Source organism: Streptomyces sp. NPDC051219 (assembly GCF_040682335.1).
GTDB lineage: Bacteria > Actinomycetota > Actinomycetes > Streptomycetales > Streptomycetaceae > Streptomyces.
Window position 1 is genome coordinate 100,006 of the sequence record NZ_JBFBAS010000012.1, and the last position, 19,394, is coordinate 119,399.

The window sequence follows — 19,394 nt, forward strand, 5'->3', positions numbered from 1 at the left end:
ATGGTGTGGATAAACTAAGATCCTCCGGCTACCGTGTGGGCCGTCCCCGGGGTCTCCTGCGTCCCCCTCAATCCCCGGACAGCAGTAGGGAGTTCAGTGTGGACCGACGGAACTTCAACCGGCGTCTCCTGGCGGGCGGCGCGGCGGCGGCGACCGGCCTGACATCGTTGTCGCTCGCCAGCCCCGCGGCCAACTCGGCAGAGAATGTGCCGAAGACCGCCCCGGCCGGCGGGCAGGTCCGCCATATGAAGCTGTACGCCGAGAAGTTGGCGGACGGCCAGATGGGCTACGGGCTGGAGAAGGGCAAGGCCACCATCCCGGGTCCGCCGATCGAGCTGATCGAGGGCGACACCCTGCACATCGAGTTCGAGAACACCCTCGACGTCCCCGTCAGCCTGCACGTCCACGGCGTCGACTTCGACTTCGCGAACGACGGGACCAAGCTCAGCAGGAGCCATGTGGAGCCGGGCGGCACGCGTACGTACACCTGGCGCACCCATGCGCCGGGCAGACGGAAGGACGGCACCTGGCGTCCCGGCAGCGCCGGTTACTGGCATTACCACGACCACGTCGTCGGCACGGACCACGGCACCGGGGGCATCCGAAAGGGCCTCTACGGACCGCTGGTGGTGCGCAGGAAGGGCGACATCCTGCCGGACAAGCAGTTCACGATCGTCTTCAACGACATGATGATCAACAACAAGGGTGCCCATCAGGGCCCCGACTTCAAGGCGACCGTGGGCGACCGGGTCGAGATCGTCATGATCACGCACGGCGAGTACTACCACACGTTCCATATGCACGGTCACCGCTGGGCGGACAACAGGACCGGACTGCTGGAGGGCCCCACCGACCCCAGCCGGATCATCGACACGAAGATCACCGGCCCGGCCGACTCCTTCGGCTTCCAGGTCATCGCCGGCGAACACGTCGGAGCGGGAGCCTGGATGTACCACTGCCATGTGCAGAGCCACTCCGACATGGGCATGAGCGGTCTCTTCCTGGTCGCCAAACCGGACGGCACGATCCCGGACTACGACCCGCATCACCCGCACGTGCGTCCGCACTGATTCTCGTCGCACGCGCGACCGGGTGCGGCAGGACGTGGGCATGCCTCGCACTCCCCGCATGCTCCCGGTCCTGCTGCTGCCCCTCGTGCTCGCGCCGGCGGCATGCGGCAACGAGGCGTCGACGACCGATGCGTCCACCGGCGCGTCCATCGGCGCGCGGCTTCCAGGGCACGTACGTCTCGAAGTCCGCACAGATGATCACGCTGACCGTCGACCGCGGGGAGCCGGCCGGCGCCGGCTGCCCGCAGTGCGAGCGGGAGGGCGAGTTCTGATTCCGGTCCTCGCCGGGTACGCACGAGTACGCCCGTGCGGGGGGCGGCGCCAAGAACGGGCATGTGGTGCGGCTCAGTGCCGACACCGCACGAGTTGACCGCGAAACCCTGCGCGTGGCCGCCCGGTCGGCGCATCCGGCCGACGAGGCGGAGCTGGACGACTTGCTGCCGGAAGCCCCTGGTGCGGCATCGGGCGGACAGCCGGTCGAGCGCGGTGATCTGCCACCGGTGGGTGACGGGGCACCCGACAACGAGGGGGGCACGAGCGGCTGACTCCGGGCTCCGGCTCCGCCGCCCTTACCGACCCCGAGTCCTGGCCCGCAGTGATGAGGGGAGTGATTACCGGAGTCTTACGGGGGCGGTGCCCACCGGTGTCCGGGGCCGCCAACCGGTGTTGAGTGTGGGTATGAAGCTCTTCACCCGCCGCACAGTTGTTCCCGCCTTCCTGGTGGTGGCCGTCCTCGTCGCCTTCGGGCTCTACCTCTTCCAGCCGTGGAAGCTGTTCACCAACACGACGGTCGACGAGTCACTGCCCACCGTGGTGCCGTCGGCATCCGCCCCCGAGCGGCCGGGGGCGGCCACCGATTCGCCTGCCGCCGCCGGCCCAGTCGAACTCGCGCGCGGCGATTTCGTCTCGCACGAGCACTCCACCAGCGGTACCGCCACGACCGTCCGCCTCGCCGACGGCGGGCAGGTGCTGCGGTTCGAGGACCTGAAGACCGACGAGGGGCCCGATGTCCGCGTCTACCTGTCCAAGCGGTCGGCGCGGGACGTGGAGGACGGGCTCGGTGACGGCGCGGTCCAACTGGCCCATCTCAAGGGCAACCTGGGAAACCAGAACTACGTGGTGCCGGCCGGCACAGATCTGTCCGGCTTCAAGAGCGCGGTCATCTGGTGCAAGCGCTTCTCGGTCTCCTTCGGGGCGGCGGATCTGGTGCAAGCAAAGGGAGCGTGAGCCGAGGCGCCCGGCCGGAGCGCGCTCCACATGGCGAGCCCAGTCGGTGCGGGCCCCGGCGCACGGTGGTGCGGACGCTTTACGGGCGGACGCGGAGCCGGTGCCGGCATCCGTGTCCGGGGCTCGGATTGTCAGTGGCCGGTGCAGGACTCAGGATTGCAGGACAACGGGAGTCATCGAAGGAGCGACAAGATGCTCACCACCCGTTACGTCACCGGCGCGCCCAACTGGATCGATCTCGGTACCCCCGACGTCGACGGCGCGAACACCTTCTACGGCGGCCTGTTCGGCTGGGAGTTTCTGCCGGCCGGACCCGATGCGGCCGGATACGGCATGTTCCGGCTCGGCGACAAGACCGTCGCGGGTGGAAGCCCCCGAAGGGCATCTCCGAGGTTTCCCAGCCGAACACGCGGTTCGTACACCGTGGTCAGGCCCGCGGGCAGCGACGATGACGCCGCCTTCGGCGACATCGTGCCCCTCGCCACGGATCCGACGGAGGCGAAGGACGGGGCGTACTGGCTGCCGTACTTCGAGGTGGCCGACTGCGACGCGACGGCCGCCAACGCGGAGGAGCTCGGCGGCAAGGTCAGGACGGCGCCCATGGACATGGAGGGCGTGGGCCGCTTCGCCAAGCTGGCCGACCTGTTCGGTGCGCGCTTCGCGGTGATCAAGAGCGCCTACGCCGAGAGGTGAGGGCCGGCGGCGGGGCGCTCACTTCGGCCCCGCCGTGCTGGACCTGCGGTGCGGACCTGCCGTGCCCGAGCCGCCCCGTGCCGCCGCGAAACACGCGTTGATCATTCGTTGATCGGATGTCCATCCACACCCGGCACCATCGCCTGCATGCCGATCAACACCATCGCCGACGAGCGCGAACTCGCCTGGCAGGAGCAGGCGCTGTGCGCACAGACCGGGCCCGAGTTCTTCTTTCCCGAGCCGGGCAGCTCCACCCGTGAAGCCAAACAGCTGTGCGCGGCCTGCGAGGGCAGAGCCGCGTGCCTGGACTACGCGCTCGCCAACGACGAGCGGTTCGGAGTCTGGGGCGGCCTCTCCGAGCAGGAGCGGCGCCGCCTGAGGCGCCCGCCTCACTGAACCGCCCCCTGGCACCGGACACGGTGCGCGGTCATGCTGTACGCCCTCGGTGCGCGTCGCGATTGCCGGGTTCGGGCGGGCGCGACCGTAAGCCGGATGCGCGAAGCCCCGCGGAACGCAACGATGTCCGGTTCCCGACGGGCGGGAACCGGACATCGAGGGAAGGCTCGGCTCAGGCGCCCGCGCGGGCGGCCCTACGGGCCTGGCGGGCAGCCAGGCGCTCGTCGAACTTCCGCGCCTCCGCGTCCAGTCCGCCCATGAACAGGCCCAGTTCCTCCTGCGCCTTCAGCCCCTCCGGGCCGAGCCCGTCGATCTCCAGGACCTTCAGGAAGCGCAGCACCGGCTGCAGGACGTCGTCGTGGTGGATTCGCATGTTGTAGATCCCGCCGATGGCCATCTGGGCGGCGGAGCGCTCGAACCCGGGCATGCCGTGTCCCGGCATCCGGAAGTTGACCACCACGTCCCGCACGGCCTGCATGGTCAGGTCGGGGGCGAGCTCGAAGGCCGCACCCAGCAGGTTGCGGTAGAAGACCATGTGCAGGTTCTCGTCGGTCGCGATCCGCGCCAGCATCCGGTCGCAGACCGGGTCACCCGACTGGTGTCCGGTGTTGCGGTGCGAGATACGGGTGGCGAGCTCCTGGAAGGCGACGTACGCCACGGAGTGCAGCATCGAGTGGCGGTTGTCCGACTCGAAGCCCTCCGACATGTGTGCCATACGGAACTGCTCGAGCTTGTCCGGGTCCACCGCCCGCGAAGCGAGGAGGTAGTCCCGCATCACGATGCCGTGCCGGCCTTCCTCGGCGGTCCAGCGGTGCACCCAGGTGCCCCAGGCGCCGTCACGGCCGAAGAGGGTGGCGATCTCGTGGTGGTAGCTGGGCAGGTTGTCCTCGGTGAGGAGGTTCACCACCAGCGCGATCTTGCCGATGTCCGTGACCTTGGACTGGCCGGGCTCCCAGGCTTCGCCGTCCTCGAAGAAGCCGGGGAAGTTGCGGCCGTCGGTCCAGGGCACGTACTCGTGCGGCATCCAGTCCTTGGTGACCTTCAGGTGGCGGTTGAGCTCCTTCTCCACCACCTCTTCCAGCGCGAACAGCAGTCGGGCGTCGGTCCACGCCTCCGAGCTGCCGAGGTGGGAGGAGGTGATCGTCACGGGTACTCCTGTGGGACGGGGAAATACTTACGGCTTCGTAGGTTACGAGACCGTAGGTTAAGCCCCCGGTAAGGCGGATCCAAGCCCTCCGGTCGGTATGTCCGTTTACGGTCTGTTATGCATACAGGTCGCGGAGCCGTACGGAGAGGCAAGTCACGCAGCCTTCGAGCTTTTCGAACTCGCTGATGTCCACCAGAACGGGTTCATGCCCGAGATCCGCGAGCAGTTCCGCCGTCTTGGGGGCGCTCGCCGCCATCAGCAGCCTGCCGCCGCCCAGCAGCACCACATGCGACCCCGCCTCCTCCGGGACGGGCAGAAAGGCCCCGAAGGCCGAAGCGGTGTCCACCAGCGGCGGGTACCCGATCACCGTGCCGTCCGGCAGCGCGGTGACCGCGGACTTCAGATGCAGCACCTTGCTCACGGGTACGGCGACCACGCGGGCGCCCAGCGGCTCGAACGCGGCCCGCATCTGCCGCACACCCGCCGCGTTCGTACGCCCGCCCCGGCCGACGTAGATCGTGTCGCCGATCTTGAGTACGTCGCCGCCGTCGAGCGTGCCGGGTTCCCAGACCCAGTTCACCGCGCACCCGAGGCGGGCCACGGCCTCCTCGACGGCTGCCGTCTCCGGCCGGCGCGATTCCGCACCCGGCCGGGCGATGAGGGCCACGTTCCGGAACATCACCACCGTGTCCTCGACGAAGACGGCGTCCGGGCAGTCGTCGGCGGCCTCGACCTCGACGGTCTCCCAGCCGTGGGTGTGCAGCGCGTCGGCGTACGCCTCCCACTGGGCCAGCGCCAGCGCCGCGTCGACCGGCGCGCGCTCGATATGGGTGACCAGCCCCTCGGCGAGACGCGGACCGGGGCGGCGGATCAGGGCTTTCCTGCTGGGCACGGGCAATCTCCCTGGGGGTGGTACGGACAGGGGCGCGGACGGACGCGGGCGCGCGCCCATCCTGTCCTCCGGGGAGCGCCCGTGTCAGCCCGCGCGCCTGACCTGTTCACCCCGCACGTCGTGACCTGTTCATTCCGCGCGCTTGACCACGTCCATGCTGTGCTCGACTCAGGTGGTCGGCGGCGCCGGGCTCAGCCGCCGAGAACCAGTCGGCGGGTGATGCCGATCGACTCCAGGAACGGTTCGTCGTGGCTCGCCACGATCAGCGCGCCCTCGTACGCCTCCAGCGCCGCCGTCAGCTGACGCACACTCGCCATGTCCAGGTTGTTCGTCGGCTCGTCCAGCATCAGCAGCTGCGGAGCGGGATCCGCCAGGAGCAGCGCGGCGAGCGCCGCACGGAAGCGCTCGCCCCCGGAGAGCGTCCCGGCGGGCTGATCGGCCCGGGCGCCCTTGAAGAGAAACCGCGCCAGTCTTGCCCTGATCAAGTTGTTGGTGGCGGCGGGAGCGACTCTCGCCACGTTCTCCGCCACCGTCAGCCCGTCGTCCAGCACATCGAGGCGCTGAGGCAGGAAGCGCAGCGGTACGTGTGCGACCGCCTCGCCCTCCACCGGATCGAGCAGGCCCGCGACCGTACGCAGCAAGGTGGTCTTGCCGGACCCGTTGCGTCCCACCAGCGCGATCCTCTCCGGCCCACGCACCTCCAGCTCTCCGGGCAGCCGTGCTCCATACGGCAGTCGAAGATCCCGCAGGGTGAGAACGCGCCGCCCCGGATGCACCCTCGTGTACGGCAGTTCGATACGGATCTCGTCGTCGTCACGCACCGCCTCCACTGCTTCGTCGAGCCGCTCCCTGGCCTCCGCCAGCTTCTCCGTGTGCATGGTGCGGTGCTTGCCGGCGGAGACCTGGGCCTGGCGTTTGCGTTCCCCCATAACGATCTTGGGCTCCCGCTTGTTGTCCGACATCTTCTGCCCGTACCGCTTTCGGCGTGCCAACTTCACCTGGGCGTCGGACAGTTCACGCTTCTGGCGCTGCACGTCGGCCTCCGCGACCCGGACCATGCGCTCGGCCGCCTCCTGTTCCACGGCAAGCGCCTCCTCGTACGCCGAGAGGTTGCCGCCGTACCAGCGCACGTCGCCCTCGCGCAGATCGGCGATCTGGTCGACGCGCTCCAGCAGTGCGCGGTCGTGACTGACCACGACCATCACGCCGGACCATGCCTCGACAGCGGCGTACAGCCGCTGCCTGGCGTTCAGGTCGAGGTTGTTCGTCGGCTCGTCGAGCAGGAGTACGTCCGGTCGGCGCAGCAGCAGCGCGGCCAGCCGCAGCAGCACCGATTCGCCGCCCGACACCTCACCGATGGTCCGGTCCAGGCCGATCCGGCCGAGGCCGATCCGGCCGAGGCCGAGCTGGTCGAGAGTCGCGCGGGCGCGCTCCTCCACGTCCCAGTCGTCACCGACCGCGGCGAAGTTCTCCTCGGTCGCCTCGCCCGCCTCGATGGCATGCAGTGCGGCGCGAGTACGGGCGATGCCCAGGGCGGCGTCCACCCGCAGCCGGGTGTCGAGCACCAGGTTCTGCGGCAGACACCCGACCTCACCGGCCACCTTGACCTGGCCCTCGCTGGGGGCGAGTTCTCCGGCCATGAGCCGCATGAGGGTGGACTTCCCGGAGCCGTTACGGCCGATGAGGCCGGTGCGTCCGGGACCCGCGGCCAGTTGAAGGCCGTCGAAGACGGAGGTTCCGTCCGGCCAGACGAAGGAGAGGGAGGAGCAGGTGATGAAGGAAGGGACGTTTGACATACGGGCCTCCGGGTTGCGTGGGAACGGCTACGGCAACGCGTGGAGACACCGGGTCGGGCGACGACCGGACGACAGCAGGGGAACACGAAGGCCCCGCGTCGGGAAGACGGCTCAAGTGCCGAGGTCGCACGCGACACACGCGCACACAGCGGGGTGCGCGAGGTGGTGTCTCAAGACCTCAGACGAGCAATGTCTTTCTCCGATTCAGCGGGAACAGGGCTGACAACGACGTTATGCGCGGTGCCCTGGATCTGCCAACCGATTAATCAGTTCGGGAGACTCATGCTCCACAGATGCACGCTGCACGGATTCCCGTCCGCAGACTCACAGCGCGTCGCGCAGCAGCTCCGCGAGATCGTGGTCCATGTCCAGGAACAGATGCTCGCGCCCGGCAGGGACGAGGGCCGCCGTCCGCCTCAGGAAGCGGCGCAGCTCCGAGGTCCTGATGTGCACGATCGCGGTGCCCTCGGCGGCGTGGAACTCGACGACCGTACGGTCGAAGCCGTACGGCCGCACCCGGACGTCACCCATGCCCGTCGGCGCGTCCACCCCGGTCTCGAGCAGCTCACGGGCGAAGGCCCAGGACACCTCGATCCCCTCGAGCGTCGCCGGCGCAGGGAAGGCCATCCGCACGGCGAAGGGATCCTCCCGGTCGTAGCGGAGCGTCGCGGGGACACTCTCCACCTTCGGCTCGTTTGCGACCAGGCGGGCCTGCACGGCTTGCTCGATGACGGTGGACAAGGCCTGCTCCCTTGCGACGACACGGTGGACGGATGGTGGTCCCGGGCACAGGGGTAGACGTCGGAATCGGCGAATCCGTGCACGCGCCGGGTGCGTGAGCTGTATCACCGCCCGTATCACCCTTACCGCACCACACGCGCCCTTTCGTCTCTCCCTTTCCCCCTTCCACTCCCGCGTACCCGAGGATCGCCGGGCGGAACGGCCGCAGTGGCGACGCACTCTGGACGGGGTCACGGGCGTGGACTAGCTTCCGGCGCCATGAGGTCCATGGGGAAGACGAGACGGATGACAGCGGTCGGGATCTGTGGGGCGGCGCTGGCGGCGACCGTGGCGAGCCCGGCCCGGGCGTACGAGCCCGCCCGGGCGTACGAGCCCGCCCACGCCTACGAGCCCGCGGACCGGGCGGCGTTCAAGCCCGGCTGGCAGCTGAAGGACAGCGGCACCGACGTGCGCTTCCGGGGCCTGGCGGCGGTCAGCCGGAAGACCGCCTGGGTGGCAGGCTCCAAGGGAACGGTCCTGCGTACTGCCGACGGCGGCCGCAGCTGGCGGAACGTCTCGCCGCCCGGCGCCGTGGAGCTGGAGTTCCGCGACATCGAGGCGTTCGACGGAAGACGGGCGGTGGTCCTGGCCATCGGCGAGGGGGAGGCGTCCCGGGTCTTCCGTACCGAGGACGGCGGCGCGACCTGGACCGAGTCCTTCCGGAACACCGACCCAAGGGCCTTCTACGACTGCATCACCTTCTTCGACAGCCGGCACGGCCTGGCGATGAGCGATCCGGTGGACGGCAAGTACCGGATCCTGTCCACCCGTGACGGCGGCAAGTCTTGGAAGGTCCTTCCGAACGACGGCATGCCCGCCGCCCAGCCGGGCGAGGCCGGCTTCGCGGCGAGCGGCCAGTGCCTGGTAAGCGCGGGCCCGAAGGACGTCTGGCTGGCCACCGGCGGAGGCGCCACGGCGCGCGTGCTGCACTCCTCGGACCGCGGGCTGACCTGGTCCGCCGCCGAGTCGACCATCCCGGCCGGGGACCCGGCGAAGGGCGTCTTCGCGCTCGCCTTCCGCAACCGTACGCAAGGCCTCGCGGTCGGCGGTGACTACCGCACCGGCCAGGCGTCCCCGCAGGCCTCGGCGGTCAGCCGGGACGGCGGCCGGAGCTGGCAGCAGTCGAAGACCCCGCCGCCCGCGTACCGCTCGGGCGTCACCTGGCTGCCGCACAGCTCCTCGGCGGCCCTGGCCGTCGGCCCGACCGGCACGGACCTGACGCTGGACGCGGGCCGCAGTTGGCGGACGGTCGACACGGGCTCCTACGACACGGTCGACTGCACACCGGACCACGGCTGCTGGGCCTCGGGCGAAAAGGGCCGCATCGCCCGCCTGGAGAACTGAGGAAGCCCTGGCGGTCATGCCGGGACGGCGCGCCGCCCCGACATGACCGGGCAGGGAAGCCTAGGCGCGCGGCTGCTCCTGGTAGGCGGCGAGTTCCGGAGCGGTCTTGGTGGGGACGAACTCCGTGATCCGGTACGCGCACACCCCGGCCACCGTGAAGGGGTCGGCCGCCGCGATCCTCTCGATCTGCGCGCGGTCGACTCCTACGGCCAGGATCACCCCGCCGTCCCGCGGCACCTTGCGGCCCGAGGCGATGAAGACTCCGGCCGCGTACTGCACGTCCAGCCAGGAGATGTGCGCCTCCATCTCGGCATCGACGGCTTCGACGGGCGCGGTGTAGGTCAGCTCCAGTACGAACATGATCGCCAGGCTACGGCAATCGACCCCGTACCCTCTGACCCACCATGACAAGCGTACGAACCCCTGCCGACGAGGCCGAAGCCCGCGCCGTCCAGGACGAATTGCGGGCCCGCGTCATTCTGGACGAGGCCGGGCCGCCGCCGGAAACCGGCACGGTCACCGGCGTCGACGTCTCCTATGACGACGATCGTGACGTGGTCGCCGCCGCGGCCGTCGTCCTGGACGGGCGGACTCTCGCCGTCGTCGCACAGTCGACCGCCGTCGGCCGTGTCAGCTTCCCCTATGTACCGGGGCTGCTGGCCTTCCGTGAGATCCCGACGGTCCTGGCGGCTCTGGACGGCCTGACCGCCGACCCGGGGCTGGTGGTCTGCGACGGCTACGGCCTCGCGCATCCCCGCCGCTTCGGTCTGGCCAGCCATCTCGGCGTACTCACCGGCCTGCCGACGATCGGTGTGGCCAAGAACCCGTTCACCTTCTCGTACGAGCAGCCCGGCCCCCGTCGCGGCGACTCATCCGCGCTGCTCGACGCGGACGGCGCGGAGGTCGGCCGCGCCCTGCGCACGCAGGACGGGGTCAAGCCGGTGTTCGTCTCCGTCGGTCACCGCACCACCCTCGCCGCCGCGTGCGCGCACACCCTTCACCTCGCCCCCGGCTACCGGCTCCCCGAGTCCACGCGACGGGCGGACGCGCTGTGCCGGCGGGCCCTGCGTGAGGCGATCGGCTGAGTACGCCGGTCCGCCGGATCTGAGTACCCGAGCGGATGCCGGAGTGCGGCCGGGCTGGCCAGTCTTGGCCGTATGACGACGTACCGAACACACCGTGCTCCGAAGACCGCCCTCCGGCCCGCCCTCCACCCCGTCGAGCGGAGCGTCGTCGCGGCTCTCGTCGTCGCCGCGCTGGTCGGCATCGGCTGGCTGGGCTCGATGATCTACACCATCGCCGCCTGGTCGATGGACTGAGCTTGGTGATCGCCCGTTCCACGGTGTTGCGCTTCTTGTACCGCTCCTTGCGAAGCCCGGCGGGCGAGTGCCCGCTCCTCCTGGACCGGGACGAGAACGCCGCGCGCAACCTCGCCGCCCTCGCGGCCGACGCAGTGACAGATACCGCAGTGGGCGCAGACCTTGGGCGCGCAAGCGCCGAAACCTCGTGGAGCCGACCAGAAGACCCGCGCCATCTCCCGCAGCCGCATTGAGGATCAAAGAAACGGTCAGGCTGTGGTGTCGTCGTGGGCGGTGTGTGGGGTGGTGACGAGGGCGAGGAGGGCGGTGGTGGTGTGCCAGAGCATGGCGTGGCGGGGGCCGCTGAGGGTGGGGGGTGTGAGGCTGTGGATGTGGATGTGGCGGGGTGCGGTGCCGTGGATGCTGTGCCGGTCGGCTTTGACGGCGGCTTCTTTCAGGGCCCAGGCGGCGGTGAGGGTGTGGGGGTGGTCGGGGATGGTGTGGGTGCGTTCGTGGGGGGTGAGGATGTGATCGGCGACGCGGCGGATGGTGGGGGCGGAGGTGGTTTCGCACAGGTCGATGCCGACCGGGTCGGGGGCGAGGGCGGCGGCGACGTGGTGGGTGGTGTGGCTGATGGAGAGGTTCAGGCCGGGTATGGGGCGGCCGTTGATGAGGGGGTGGGGGCTGCCGTCGTGGCGGGGGAGGATTTCCACGTCGGTGGGGGGTGTGGCGAGGTGGTGGTGGATCAGGTGTTTGGCGAGGAGGCGGCCGGCAGCCCATTCGGTCTGCCGGCGGGGCGCCAGCGCCTGGTACAGGTGCCGTTCGTCGGGGGTGAGGAACGGCAGGGGTGAGCGGGGCGGTGTCGGGCCGGGGGTGCGCCGGGCCACGATGAGGGTGGCTGTGCCCCATCGGTGGATGCGGCCCGGCGTGATGGCCTCGAATGCGGTGTGCATGACCGGCGTGTCTCAGGCGGTGGTGGGGATGCCCACGCCGCGCAGCTGGTGTTGCAGCGTGGCGACGGTGTGCCGGATCTGGTCGGGTGTGTGGTCGCAGGTGACGAAGAACCGCAGCCGGGTCAGTTCCTCGGGTACTGCCGGGTAGAGGATGGGGTTGACGCTGATGCCCTGCTCGAGGAGTGCCTGGGCGAGCTGGAGGGTTTTCAGTGAGTCGCCGGTGATGCAGGGGATGATCGGGGTGTCGTGGCTGTCGCCGGTGTTGATGCCCGCTTCGCGAGCCAGACGGACGAACAGGTGGGAGTTCTCCCTCAGGCGCGTGATGCGCTGTGGTTCGGCGCGCAGGGTCCGAAGGGCGGCCAGGGACGCGGCGGTGTTCGCGGGGGTCATGCCGGCGCTGTAGACGAAGCCGGGGACGGAGTACCTGAGGTAGTCGACGATGGTGCGGTTGGCGGCGACGTATCCGCCGCAGCTGGCCAGGGCCTTGGACAGGGTGCCCGACCACAGTTCGACGGCGGAGCGGTCGACGCCGAAGTGGTCGCCGATGCCTCCTCCGCTCGCGCCGATCACGCCGATGCTGTGGGCTTCGTCGATCATCAGCAGGGCGCCGTGCCGGTTCTTGACCTCGATGAGCGCGGGCAGGTCGGCGATGTCGCCGTCCATGCTGTAGACGCCCTCGATGACGACGAGTACCCGGCGGTAATGGTGGCGGACCTGGGTGAGGAAGGCGTCGAGGGCGGCCGCGTCGTTGTGCGGGAAGGGCCGGCGGGTGGCGCCGGAGAGCTTGCAGCCCTGCATGATGCTGTCGTGGGCGAGGGAGTCGTGGACGATGAGGTCGCCCGGCCCGACGAGGTGCCCGATCACGGAGACGTTGGTGGCGTGCCCGGCCACCAGGGTGATCGCGTCCTCGCATCCGAGCATGTCGGCGAGTTCGGCCTCGAGTTCGAGGTGGAGCGGGCGGCTGCCGGACAGCAGCCGGCTGGCGGACACCGACGTGCCCAGCCCATCGATGGCCTCCTTGGCCGCCGCGTTCACCTCGGGGTGGGTGGCCATGCCCAGGTAGTTGTAGCTGGAGAAGGAGATCAGTTCCCGGCCGCCGATGACGGTGGTGTTGGTCATGCCGCCTTCGTGGATGAGGAAGTAGGGGTTGGCCAGGTCCAGCTGGGAGAGCATGCCGATGCGCTCGTCGTGCGCGGTGACCTCCGGGAATCTCTCGATCCGCGTCTGCTGTTCGGGCAGACCGGCTCCGCTGCCGGCCGGCACCGGAGCCGGCTCCGCCGCCCCCCGTGCCGGCGTCGCCGCTGCCTGTCGTGCCGGCTCCATCCTCGCCGGGTGCGCCGGGTGCGCCGGGTCCGGGGCCGTTGCCGGCCCGGCCGCGCGAGGGGCGCCGCTGTGGCCGGCGGGACCGGCGGGGCGGGCCGGCGGTGCGGTGTCCGCACGGCCGCGCGTGATCATCGCGGTGACGGCGCCGACGGTCGGCCGGTGGCAGGTCTCGTCGACGGTGAAGGAGGGCCACCGCTGGGTGAGGGAGGTGAACAGGTCGGTCAGCATCAGGGAGTCGAATCCGAGGTCGTCGATCAGCAGTTGGTCGCTGCGCAGATGACCCACCGGGAACGCGCTGATCCGGGCCACGTGCGCGAACACGGTTTCGTTGACCTCGGCCGGGTCCGGGTCCGGGTCCGGCGGGCCGGTGCCGTTGCCCGCGGGGGAGCGGGGCTGGTCACCGGCCGGTATGGCCGGCGCCGAGGTGGCGGGGGTGGCCGCGGTCTGTGCCGTGAGCGGGGCGCCGGCGGGGGCGGGAAGCGCTTCGCTGAGGCGGCTGAGCATCGTCACCTGCTGCTGGATCAGGTTGAGCAGTTCATGCATCGGGATCTCCTGGGTCGGGTCGTGAAGGGGGGTGTCTGCGGGCGGGGTCTGGAAGGCCGCGGCCGCGTCGGCGGCCGGGACGGACGGGAATGCGGCCTCTTCGGGGCGCGGTGCCGGGACGGACGGGAACGTGGCCTCTTCGGTGCGCGGGGCCGGGGCGGACGCGGTCACGGCCGCGGCCGGTTCGCAGGCCGCCGGGGTGGCCGGTTCGGAGGTGGCCGGGGTGGTGGGGGTGGTGTTGTTCTTGGCGGGTTGCGCGCGCAGTACCCAGTAGGACTGGGTGTCGAGCCGGGCGATGGGCAGCTGAAGGAGGCGGCGGTCTTCCTTGGGGATCAGGGCGCGGGGGTCGACGGGGGCGCCCAGGACGGTGAGCCGGGCCAGGGCCCGCAGGAAGCTGCGTGTGTGGTCGGGAGTGGGGCCGTCGGTGGGGATGACGTGAATGTCGTCGTGGCCGGTGAGGTTGCGGCGGATGGAGGCGAGCAGGGAGCTGCCGCCGGTGACCTGGAGGAAGACGCGGGCGCCGTGGTCGTAGGCGCTGTGGACGGCGTCGCCGAAGCGGACCGGCACAGAGGCGTGTCGGGCCCACAGTTCGCGCAGTTCGGCGGGGTCGGTGCACAGGGCCCCGTTCACGCTGGAGATGAACGGCAGGTGCGCCCTGGTGAGGGGGCGGTGGGCGAGGTCGGTGCGCATGGCGGTCTCGGCCGGGGTGAGCCGCGGTGAGTGGAAGGCGTTGGACACCTCGAGCGGCACGGTGACGATGCCCGCTTCGGCGCAGACGCGCCGCAGGGCGGCGAGTGCGTCGGTGGTGCCACTGACCACGACTTGCCGGGGCTGGTTGAAGCAGGCGAGCCACACGTCGTCGATGTCCTGGATGAGGCGCTGGCAGGTCAGTTCGTCGGTCTGCACGGCGAGCATGCCGCCGCGGGGGTCGGGCTCGGCGTTGCTGAGGGCGGTGCCCCGGTGGGCCAGCAGCCGGACGGTTTCCTCGTCGGTGAGCGTGCCGGCCGCCGCGGCCGCGGCGAACTCTCCGACGCTGTGGCCCAGGGTGAGGCCGGGGGTGACACCGCAGGCGGCCAGCAGCCGGGTGGCGGCGATCTGGACGCTGCCGAGCAGCGGCTGGCACACGTCGGTTGCGGCGAGCCGCTGCCGCTGCTCCTCGCTGTCGGGGCCGGCCCCACTGGGGCCGTAGAGCAGGTCGACGACGTCGAGGCCGGTGTACTGCCGGGCGGCGGCGCCGAGGGTGTCGATGGTGGCCCGGAAGCCGGGGAACCGCTGGTGGAGGTCGTGCATCATGCCCGGGCGCTGGCTGCCCTGGCCGGGGAAGACGAAGGCGATGCGGCGCTGTTCGGGCGCGAGGGGGGCGTCGGCGGCGAAGGCACCGTCGCCGAGGTCGCCCCGGGCGCCGTCGGCGAGCTGCTGGCGGGCCCGGCGCAGCCGGGCGGTGAAGGCGTCCGTGTCGGCGGCGACGATCGCGAGCCGGGCGGTGAGCGGCCCCCGGCTGCCCAGGGTGTGGGCCACGGCCGCGAGCGGCGGGCGGGGCGCCGGGTCCAGGGTGTCGAGCAGGTCGCCGATGTGCTCGTCCAGCAGCGTGGGGCTGCCGGCCGAGATCACCACGAGATGGGGCCCGGCCCCGGGCCCGGTATCCCGGCCGGCGGCTGATGCGGCAGCAGGTCCGGTGCCGGATTCGGGGAGCGCGGTGTGGGGTTCGGCGGTGGGTGTGGTGCCGGCCGGGTGGGTTCCGGGTTCCGGGGCGGGTGACTGCTGCAGGACCACGTGGACGTTCGTTCCGCCGAAGCCGAAGGAGCTGACCGCGGCACACGGCGTGGTGGTGTCGCTCGGCCAGGGTCGTGCGGTGTCGGCGAAGCGCAGCCCGGCGGCGTCGATGCCGAGTTCCGGGTGGGGGGTGGTTGCGGGCTGCGGCACGATCGTGCGGTGGTGGACGACCAGGGCCGTCTTGATCAGTCCTGCGATGCCTGCCGCGGACAGCGAGTGCCCGATGAGGGCCTTGCCCGAGGCGAGGTAGCACAGGCTCGGGTCTTCGTCGGGGTGTTCGGTGCGCAGTCGGCGCAGCGCCTCGATCTCGGTGCGGTCGCCGACGGCGGTGGCGGTGCCGTGGGCCTCGATGAAGCCCACGGAGGAGGGAGGCACGCCGGCGTCGCCGTAGGCGCGGCGCATGGCGCGCAGCTGGCCTTCGGGGGTGGGGGCCAGCGGTCCGGGGGCGGCACCGTCGTTGGCCGAGCCGATGCCCTTGATGACGGCGTAGACACGGTCGCCGTCGGCGAGCGCGTCCTGCAGCGGCCGCAGGACGACCGCGCCGGCGCCCTCGCCGAGGACGAAGCCGTCGGCCTTCTCGTCGAACGGGCGGCACACCCCGCCGGCGGACAGGGCGCCGAGTTTGGAGAAGCCGACCAGGCTGTCGGGGGTGAGGCTCAGATACACGCCGCCGACGATGGCGGCCGTGCAGCTGCCCTGGCGCAGGTGGGCGACGGCCTGGTCGAGGGCGATCAGCGAGCCGGAGCAGGCGGCGTCGACGGCGAAGCTGGGGCCGCCGAGGTCGAACTGCTGGCTGACGGTGGCGGGCGCCATGTTGAGCAGGCTCCCGGGCAGGGTGAAGGTCTGCACCCCGCTGAGCTGTTCGGCTTGTTCCTTCACGGCGCGCAGCATCTCGGGGTCGGCGGTGCCGCCGAGGGACCCGTCGGCAAGGCTGATGGCCCGGATACGGGCCGCCATGAGCTCCTTGTAGTCGGACACCGACATGCCGAAGAAGACCCCGGTGCCCTGCCGGTCGAAGCCGCCGCGGCCCCATCCCGCGTCGTCGAGGGCCTCGCGGGTGACGTCGAGCATCAGCCGGTGCTGCGGGTCCATGGCCAGGGCGCGGCGGGGCGGCACGCCGTAGTGCAGGGCGGCGAAGCGGTCCACACCGGTGAGGAAGGCGACCTGATCGGTGTAGGCGGCGTGGGTGACGCGCCGGTTGTTCGGCTCGTGGAAGGTGCTGTGGTTCCAGCGGCTTTCCGGCACTGCGGAGAACTGTCGCTTCCCGCTCAGGAGGAGCTTCCAGTACGCCTGGAGGTCTGTGGCGCCGGGGAAGCGGCAGCCGAGTCCGACGATGGCGATGTCATGCATGGGGGGCCTTCTTTGTCCGGATGCCCGTGGCGGGCGGCTGATGTGGGGGAGGAGGCCCACTCGTACCTGTGGCAGACAGGCACGAACGGGCGGAGGTGCAGGCGGCGCACCGTCCCGGGCAGGTGGCGACGGGGCGCCGTCCCAAGGGGGCGGTGTGCCGTCCCAGGGGGGTGGTGTGCCGTCCCGAGGAGGCGGGGGCGGGGGCGGGGGCGGGGGCGGGGGAGGAGGCGCGGAAGGAGGTGGTTGCCGCACCGGTGGGCTGCCCTGGAACACACGCGGTGCCCACCAGTTCAGGCCGCCCGCCATGCGCATCAGCGCGGGCACGAGGACGCCGCGTACGAGGGTGGCGTCCAGGAGCACGCCGAAGCCGGCACCGATGCCGAAGAACTGCAGGAGGGCGACCTCGGAGGTGCCGAAGCTCAGGAGGGTGAACGCGAGCAGGGCGCCGGCGGTCGTGACGATGCCGCCGGTGCGGGCGATGCCCCTCACGATCGACTCGTTGGTGTCGTACCCGGCGTCGTGCGCTTCCTTGATGCGCGCGAGGACGAACACCTCGTAGTCCACCGAGAGTCCGAAGACGATGCAGAACAGCAGCACCGGCATGGTGGTGCTGAGCGGTCCGGGCGTGAAGCCGAGCAGGTCCTGCAGATGACCGCTCTGGAAGATCCACACCATGGCGCCGAGGACCGAGGCGAGGCTCAGCGCGTTCAGCGCGATCGCCTTCAACGGCAGGATCAGGCTGCGGGAGAAGAAGAACAGCAGCACGAACGTGGTGACAGTGATCACGGACAGGGCCAGCGGAAGCCGGTTGCCGATGGTGTCCTTGGCGTCGACAAGGGCCGCGCTCGGCCCGCCGACGTGAATGTCGGTGCCGGCCGGCGTGGGCGTCGCGCGGATGGTGCGCACGAGCTGCTGGGCGTCGCCGGACTGGGGGTCCACCCTCGGCACCACCGACAGGATCGCCGGGCCCCCGCCGCCGGGCACAGCGCCGGTCGCGGCGCTGGGCGGGGCGATCTGCCGGCCGTTCTGCCAGATCCCGGAGGGCCCCGAGACCTGGGCGACGTCGGGCAGCGCGGACAGCAGCTCTGCGTAGTCCTTGGCGACCTGCGGCGTGGCACTGGTGGTGAAGACTGTCAGGGCGCTGGCGCCCCGCGCGTCGAACTCCTCGCGCACCAGGTCCCCGGCCTGCCGGCTGGCGGCGCTCTTGGGCAGCGTCCGGTCGTCGGGGGTGGAGAAGGTGGCGTGTGTGAACGGCCCGGCGAGAACCACCAGCAGGCCGATCACCGGCAGTGCCGCGAGCACCGGGCGGCGCACCACGACCTGCGCCAGCCGCTCCCAGAAGCGGGAGGCGGAACCGGCCTGGACTCTGCCGCGCCACGGCACCGCCAAGGCGTTCACCCGGTGGCCCAGCAGTGCCAGCAGCGCCGGCAGGACCGTTGTGGCGGCCACCGCGGCGATGGCCACCACGGCGATGCCCGCATAGGCGAAGGAGCGCAGGAAGTACGGCGGGAAGACCAGCAGCGTCGCAAGTGCCGCGCAGACTGTCGCGGCGCTGAAGAAGATGGTGTGGCCCGCGCTGTTCACGGTGCGCCGGGCCGCCTCGCGTGCCGGGTGCCCCTGGCTGAGTTCCTCGCGGAACCGGGAGACGATCAGCAGCCCGTAGTCGATGCCCAGCCCCAGGCCGAGTGCCGTGGTGAGGTTCAGTGCGAACACCGACACATCGGTGACGCTGCCGAGAAGGCTCAGGACCAGCAGGGTCCCGCCGATGGCCAGGATCCCGATCAGCAGGGGCAGCAGCGCGGCCACCCCGCTGCCGAACACCAGGACCAGAAGGATCAGTGTGCCCGGCAGGACGACGGCCTCGGCCCGCTTCAGGTCGGATTCCGAGAGGTCCTGGATCTCGGCGTCGACCAGCGCCGACCCGCCCACGTGGACCTTCAGGACCGTCGTGCCCTCCGCCGTCTTCGGCGCGGACGACGCGGGCGCGGCCGAGGAGCCGGGGGACGGTGCGGGGCGGGTCAGTTCCTCACGCAGCTGCTCGGCCCGCGGGCCGATCTCCTCCCCCTTGCCGTCCACATGCGCAAGCAGCATCGCCGAGCGGCCGTCGCGGCTGCGCAGCTCCTTGGCGTTGCCCGTCCAGTACGAACTCACGTCGCTGACGTGCGGCTGAGCCTGAAGACGCCGGGTGAGGTCCTGGCCGGCGTCGCGGGCAGCACGGTCGTCGACGGACCCGCCGCCTTGGACCTGCACGACCACGACCAGGTTCGGGGACGCTCCCAGATGCTCGGCCGTCATGCGGGCCGAGAAGCTGGAGTCGGACTGGGGATCGTCGTACCCCTGCGTCTTGAGCCGGTCCGTGGCTCCCGCACCGAGTACCACGGACAGGATGAGGAAGGCGAGCGCGCAAAGGAGCGCGAGTCGGGGGCGACGGGTCGCAGCCTCTCCCATCCAGCGGTACATCCGAGCCTCCAAACCGGGGTCGTGTCCGCTCCTGCCTCGTGCAGGGCGGCCGGTAACCACGGTCCCCGGCGCAGCAGGACGGCCCCAGTCCCGGCTATTCGTCACTTGACGGGAGACCGCGGAGGCAGTACCGGGCCCCCGGGCACGCACGAACACCCCCTGCGCGCCAGGTCCTGTCGGATTTCGGGCGGCGGATCTCGTCGGGGACGGAGCCTGAGCACGTGGCGGCCGCGTCGGCACGGGGCCGGCCGCGCTGCTCCAGCGGCCGGGCGCACAGGCGGCCTGTGCACCTCTTCGTCGGGCCGGGCACCCCGTCGGGCCTCTCCTCCGGCCCTCCGGTCCCCGCGGC

At 71.1% G+C, this 19,394-nt stretch carries 16 protein-coding genes; 9 read left to right on the forward strand and 7 right to left on the reverse strand.

The genetic code is table 11. The features are described from left to right. The first annotated feature begins 98 nt into the window (after nt 1-98). From AB0M62_RS16505 to AB0M62_RS16530, 6 genes are all read left to right on the forward strand, one after another. Nucleotides 99-1,070 carry a multicopper oxidase domain-containing protein gene (locus tag AB0M62_RS16505; protein ID WP_366074891.1) on the forward strand — a complete coding sequence of 324 codons (972 nt, stop codon included), beginning with the start codon at nt 99-101 and terminating at the stop codon, nt 1,068-1,070. A 128-nt stretch (nt 1,071-1,198) separates the two neighbouring features. Next, nucleotides 1,199-1,342 carry a hypothetical protein gene (locus AB0M62_RS16510; RefSeq protein ID WP_366074892.1) on the forward strand — a complete coding sequence of 48 codons (144 nt, stop codon included), beginning with the start codon at nt 1,199-1,201 and terminating at the stop codon, nt 1,340-1,342. 63 nt (nt 1,343-1,405) lie between these two features. Continuing rightward, complete coding sequence (locus AB0M62_RS16515) at nt 1,406-1,615, forward strand: hypothetical protein (protein WP_366074893.1); 210 nt, start codon at nt 1,406-1,408, stop codon at nt 1,613-1,615. A 133-nt stretch (nt 1,616-1,748) separates the two neighbouring features. Next, complete coding sequence (locus AB0M62_RS16520; protein WP_366074894.1) at nt 1,749-2,297, forward strand: DM13 domain-containing protein; 549 nt, start codon at nt 1,749-1,751, stop codon at nt 2,295-2,297. Nucleotides 2,298-2,489: 192 nt separating this feature from the next. Continuing rightward, the gene (locus AB0M62_RS16525; protein ID WP_366074895.1) at nt 2,490-2,990 is read left to right on the forward strand and encodes a VOC family protein; all 501 of its coding nucleotides are present in this window, start codon (nt 2,490-2,492) and stop codon (nt 2,988-2,990) included. Nucleotides 2,991-3,137: 147 nt separating this feature from the next. Next, entirely contained in the window at nt 3,138-3,386 is a 249-nt protein-coding gene (locus AB0M62_RS16530) for a WhiB family transcriptional regulator (protein WP_366074896.1), read from the forward strand. Nucleotides 3,387-3,558: 172 nt separating this feature from the next. On the opposite strand, the gene AB0M62_RS16535 is transcribed toward AB0M62_RS16530, so the two are convergent. The 4 genes from AB0M62_RS16535 to AB0M62_RS16550 form a co-directional block, all read right to left on the reverse strand. After that, nucleotides 3,559-4,533, reverse strand: coding sequence for an acyl-ACP desaturase (locus AB0M62_RS16535; protein WP_366074897.1), 975 nt, complete (start codon nt 4,531-4,533; stop codon nt 3,559-3,561). A gap of 115 nt (nt 4,534-4,648) precedes the next feature. Beyond that, a complete protein-coding gene (gene ddaH, locus AB0M62_RS16540) occupies nt 4,649-5,425 on the reverse strand; it encodes a dimethylargininase (protein ID WP_366074898.1) in 777 nt (258 codons plus the stop codon). 191 nt (nt 5,426-5,616) lie between these two features. After that, nucleotides 5,617-7,221: an ABC-F family ATP-binding cassette domain-containing protein gene (locus AB0M62_RS16545; protein ID WP_366074899.1), complete on the reverse strand. Its 1,605-nt coding sequence runs from the start codon at nt 7,219-7,221 to the stop codon at nt 5,617-5,619. A 324-nt stretch (nt 7,222-7,545) separates the two neighbouring features. After that, entirely contained in the window at nt 7,546-7,962 is a 417-nt protein-coding gene (locus AB0M62_RS16550; RefSeq protein WP_366074900.1) for an SsgA family sporulation/cell division regulator, read from the reverse strand. A gap of 258 nt (nt 7,963-8,220) precedes the next feature. Here AB0M62_RS16550 and AB0M62_RS16555 point away from each other — a divergent pair, with 258 nt between their 5' ends. Then, entirely contained in the window at nt 8,221-9,345 is a 1,125-nt protein-coding gene (locus tag AB0M62_RS16555) for an oxidoreductase (RefSeq protein WP_366074901.1), read from the forward strand. Nucleotides 9,346-9,405: 60 nt separating this feature from the next. Here the strand turns inward: AB0M62_RS16555 and AB0M62_RS16560 are convergent, their stop codons facing one another. After that, nucleotides 9,406-9,705: a YciI family protein gene (locus AB0M62_RS16560; protein WP_366074902.1), complete on the reverse strand. Its 300-nt coding sequence runs from the start codon at nt 9,703-9,705 to the stop codon at nt 9,406-9,408. 44 nt (nt 9,706-9,749) lie between these two features. Between AB0M62_RS16560 and AB0M62_RS16565 the strand changes: the two genes are divergently transcribed. Together AB0M62_RS16565 and AB0M62_RS16570 are read left to right on the forward strand one after the other, a co-directional pair. Further along, a complete protein-coding gene (locus AB0M62_RS16565) occupies nt 9,750-10,430 on the forward strand; it encodes an endonuclease V (protein WP_366074903.1) in 681 nt (226 codons plus the stop codon). Nucleotides 10,431-10,502: 72 nt separating this feature from the next. Next, the gene (locus AB0M62_RS16570; protein ID WP_366074904.1) at nt 10,503-10,664 is read left to right on the forward strand and encodes a hypothetical protein; all 162 of its coding nucleotides are present in this window, start codon (nt 10,503-10,505) and stop codon (nt 10,662-10,664) included. A gap of 248 nt (nt 10,665-10,912) precedes the next feature. On the opposite strand, the gene AB0M62_RS16575 is transcribed toward AB0M62_RS16570, so the two are convergent. Both AB0M62_RS16575 and AB0M62_RS16580 read right to left on the reverse strand, forming a co-directional pair. Beyond that, nucleotides 10,913-11,596, reverse strand: a complete 684-nt coding sequence (locus tag AB0M62_RS16575; protein ID WP_366074905.1) for a 4'-phosphopantetheinyl transferase superfamily protein — start codon at nt 11,594-11,596, stop codon at nt 10,913-10,915. Between the two features lie 12 nt (nt 11,597-11,608). Then, nucleotides 11,609-19,045, reverse strand: coding sequence for an aminotransferase class I/II-fold pyridoxal phosphate-dependent enzyme (locus AB0M62_RS16580; RefSeq protein ID WP_366074906.1), 7,437 nt, complete (start codon nt 19,043-19,045; stop codon nt 11,609-11,611). Between the last annotated feature and the right edge of the window lie 349 nt (nt 19,046-19,394).

Bases quoted from the DNA above. Each gene is read 5' to 3' on its own strand.
- AB0M62_RS16510 (WP_366074892.1), top strand. From the start codon at position 1,199: ATGCGTCCACCGGCGCGTCCATCGGCGCGCGGCTTCCAGGGCACGTAC.
- AB0M62_RS16520 (WP_366074894.1), top strand. From the start codon at position 1,749: ATGAAGCTCTTCACCCGCCGCACAGTTGTTCCCGCCTTCCTGGTGGTG.
- AB0M62_RS16525 (WP_366074895.1), top strand. From the start codon at position 2,490: ATGCTCACCACCCGTTACGTCACCGGCGCGCCCAACTGGATCGATCTC.
- AB0M62_RS16530 (WP_366074896.1), top strand. From the start codon at position 3,138: ATGCCGATCAACACCATCGCCGACGAGCGCGAACTCGCCTGGCAGGAG.
- AB0M62_RS16545 (WP_366074899.1), bottom strand. From the start codon at position 7,221: ATGTCAAACGTCCCTTCCTTCATCACCTGCTCCTCCCTCTCCTTCGTC.
- AB0M62_RS16555 (WP_366074901.1), top strand. From the start codon at position 8,221: ATGAGGTCCATGGGGAAGACGAGACGGATGACAGCGGTCGGGATCTGT.
- AB0M62_RS16560 (WP_366074902.1), bottom strand. From the start codon at position 9,705: ATGTTCGTACTGGAGCTGACCTACACCGCGCCCGTCGAAGCCGTCGAT.
- AB0M62_RS16565 (WP_366074903.1), top strand. From the start codon at position 9,750: ATGACAAGCGTACGAACCCCTGCCGACGAGGCCGAAGCCCGCGCCGTC.
- AB0M62_RS16570 (WP_366074904.1), top strand. From the start codon at position 10,503: ATGACGACGTACCGAACACACCGTGCTCCGAAGACCGCCCTCCGGCCC.
- AB0M62_RS16575 (WP_366074905.1), bottom strand. From the start codon at position 11,596: ATGCACACCGCATTCGAGGCCATCACGCCGGGCCGCATCCACCGATGG.
- AB0M62_RS16580 (WP_366074906.1), bottom strand. From the start codon at position 19,045: ATGTACCGCTGGATGGGAGAGGCTGCGACCCGTCGCCCCCGACTCGCG.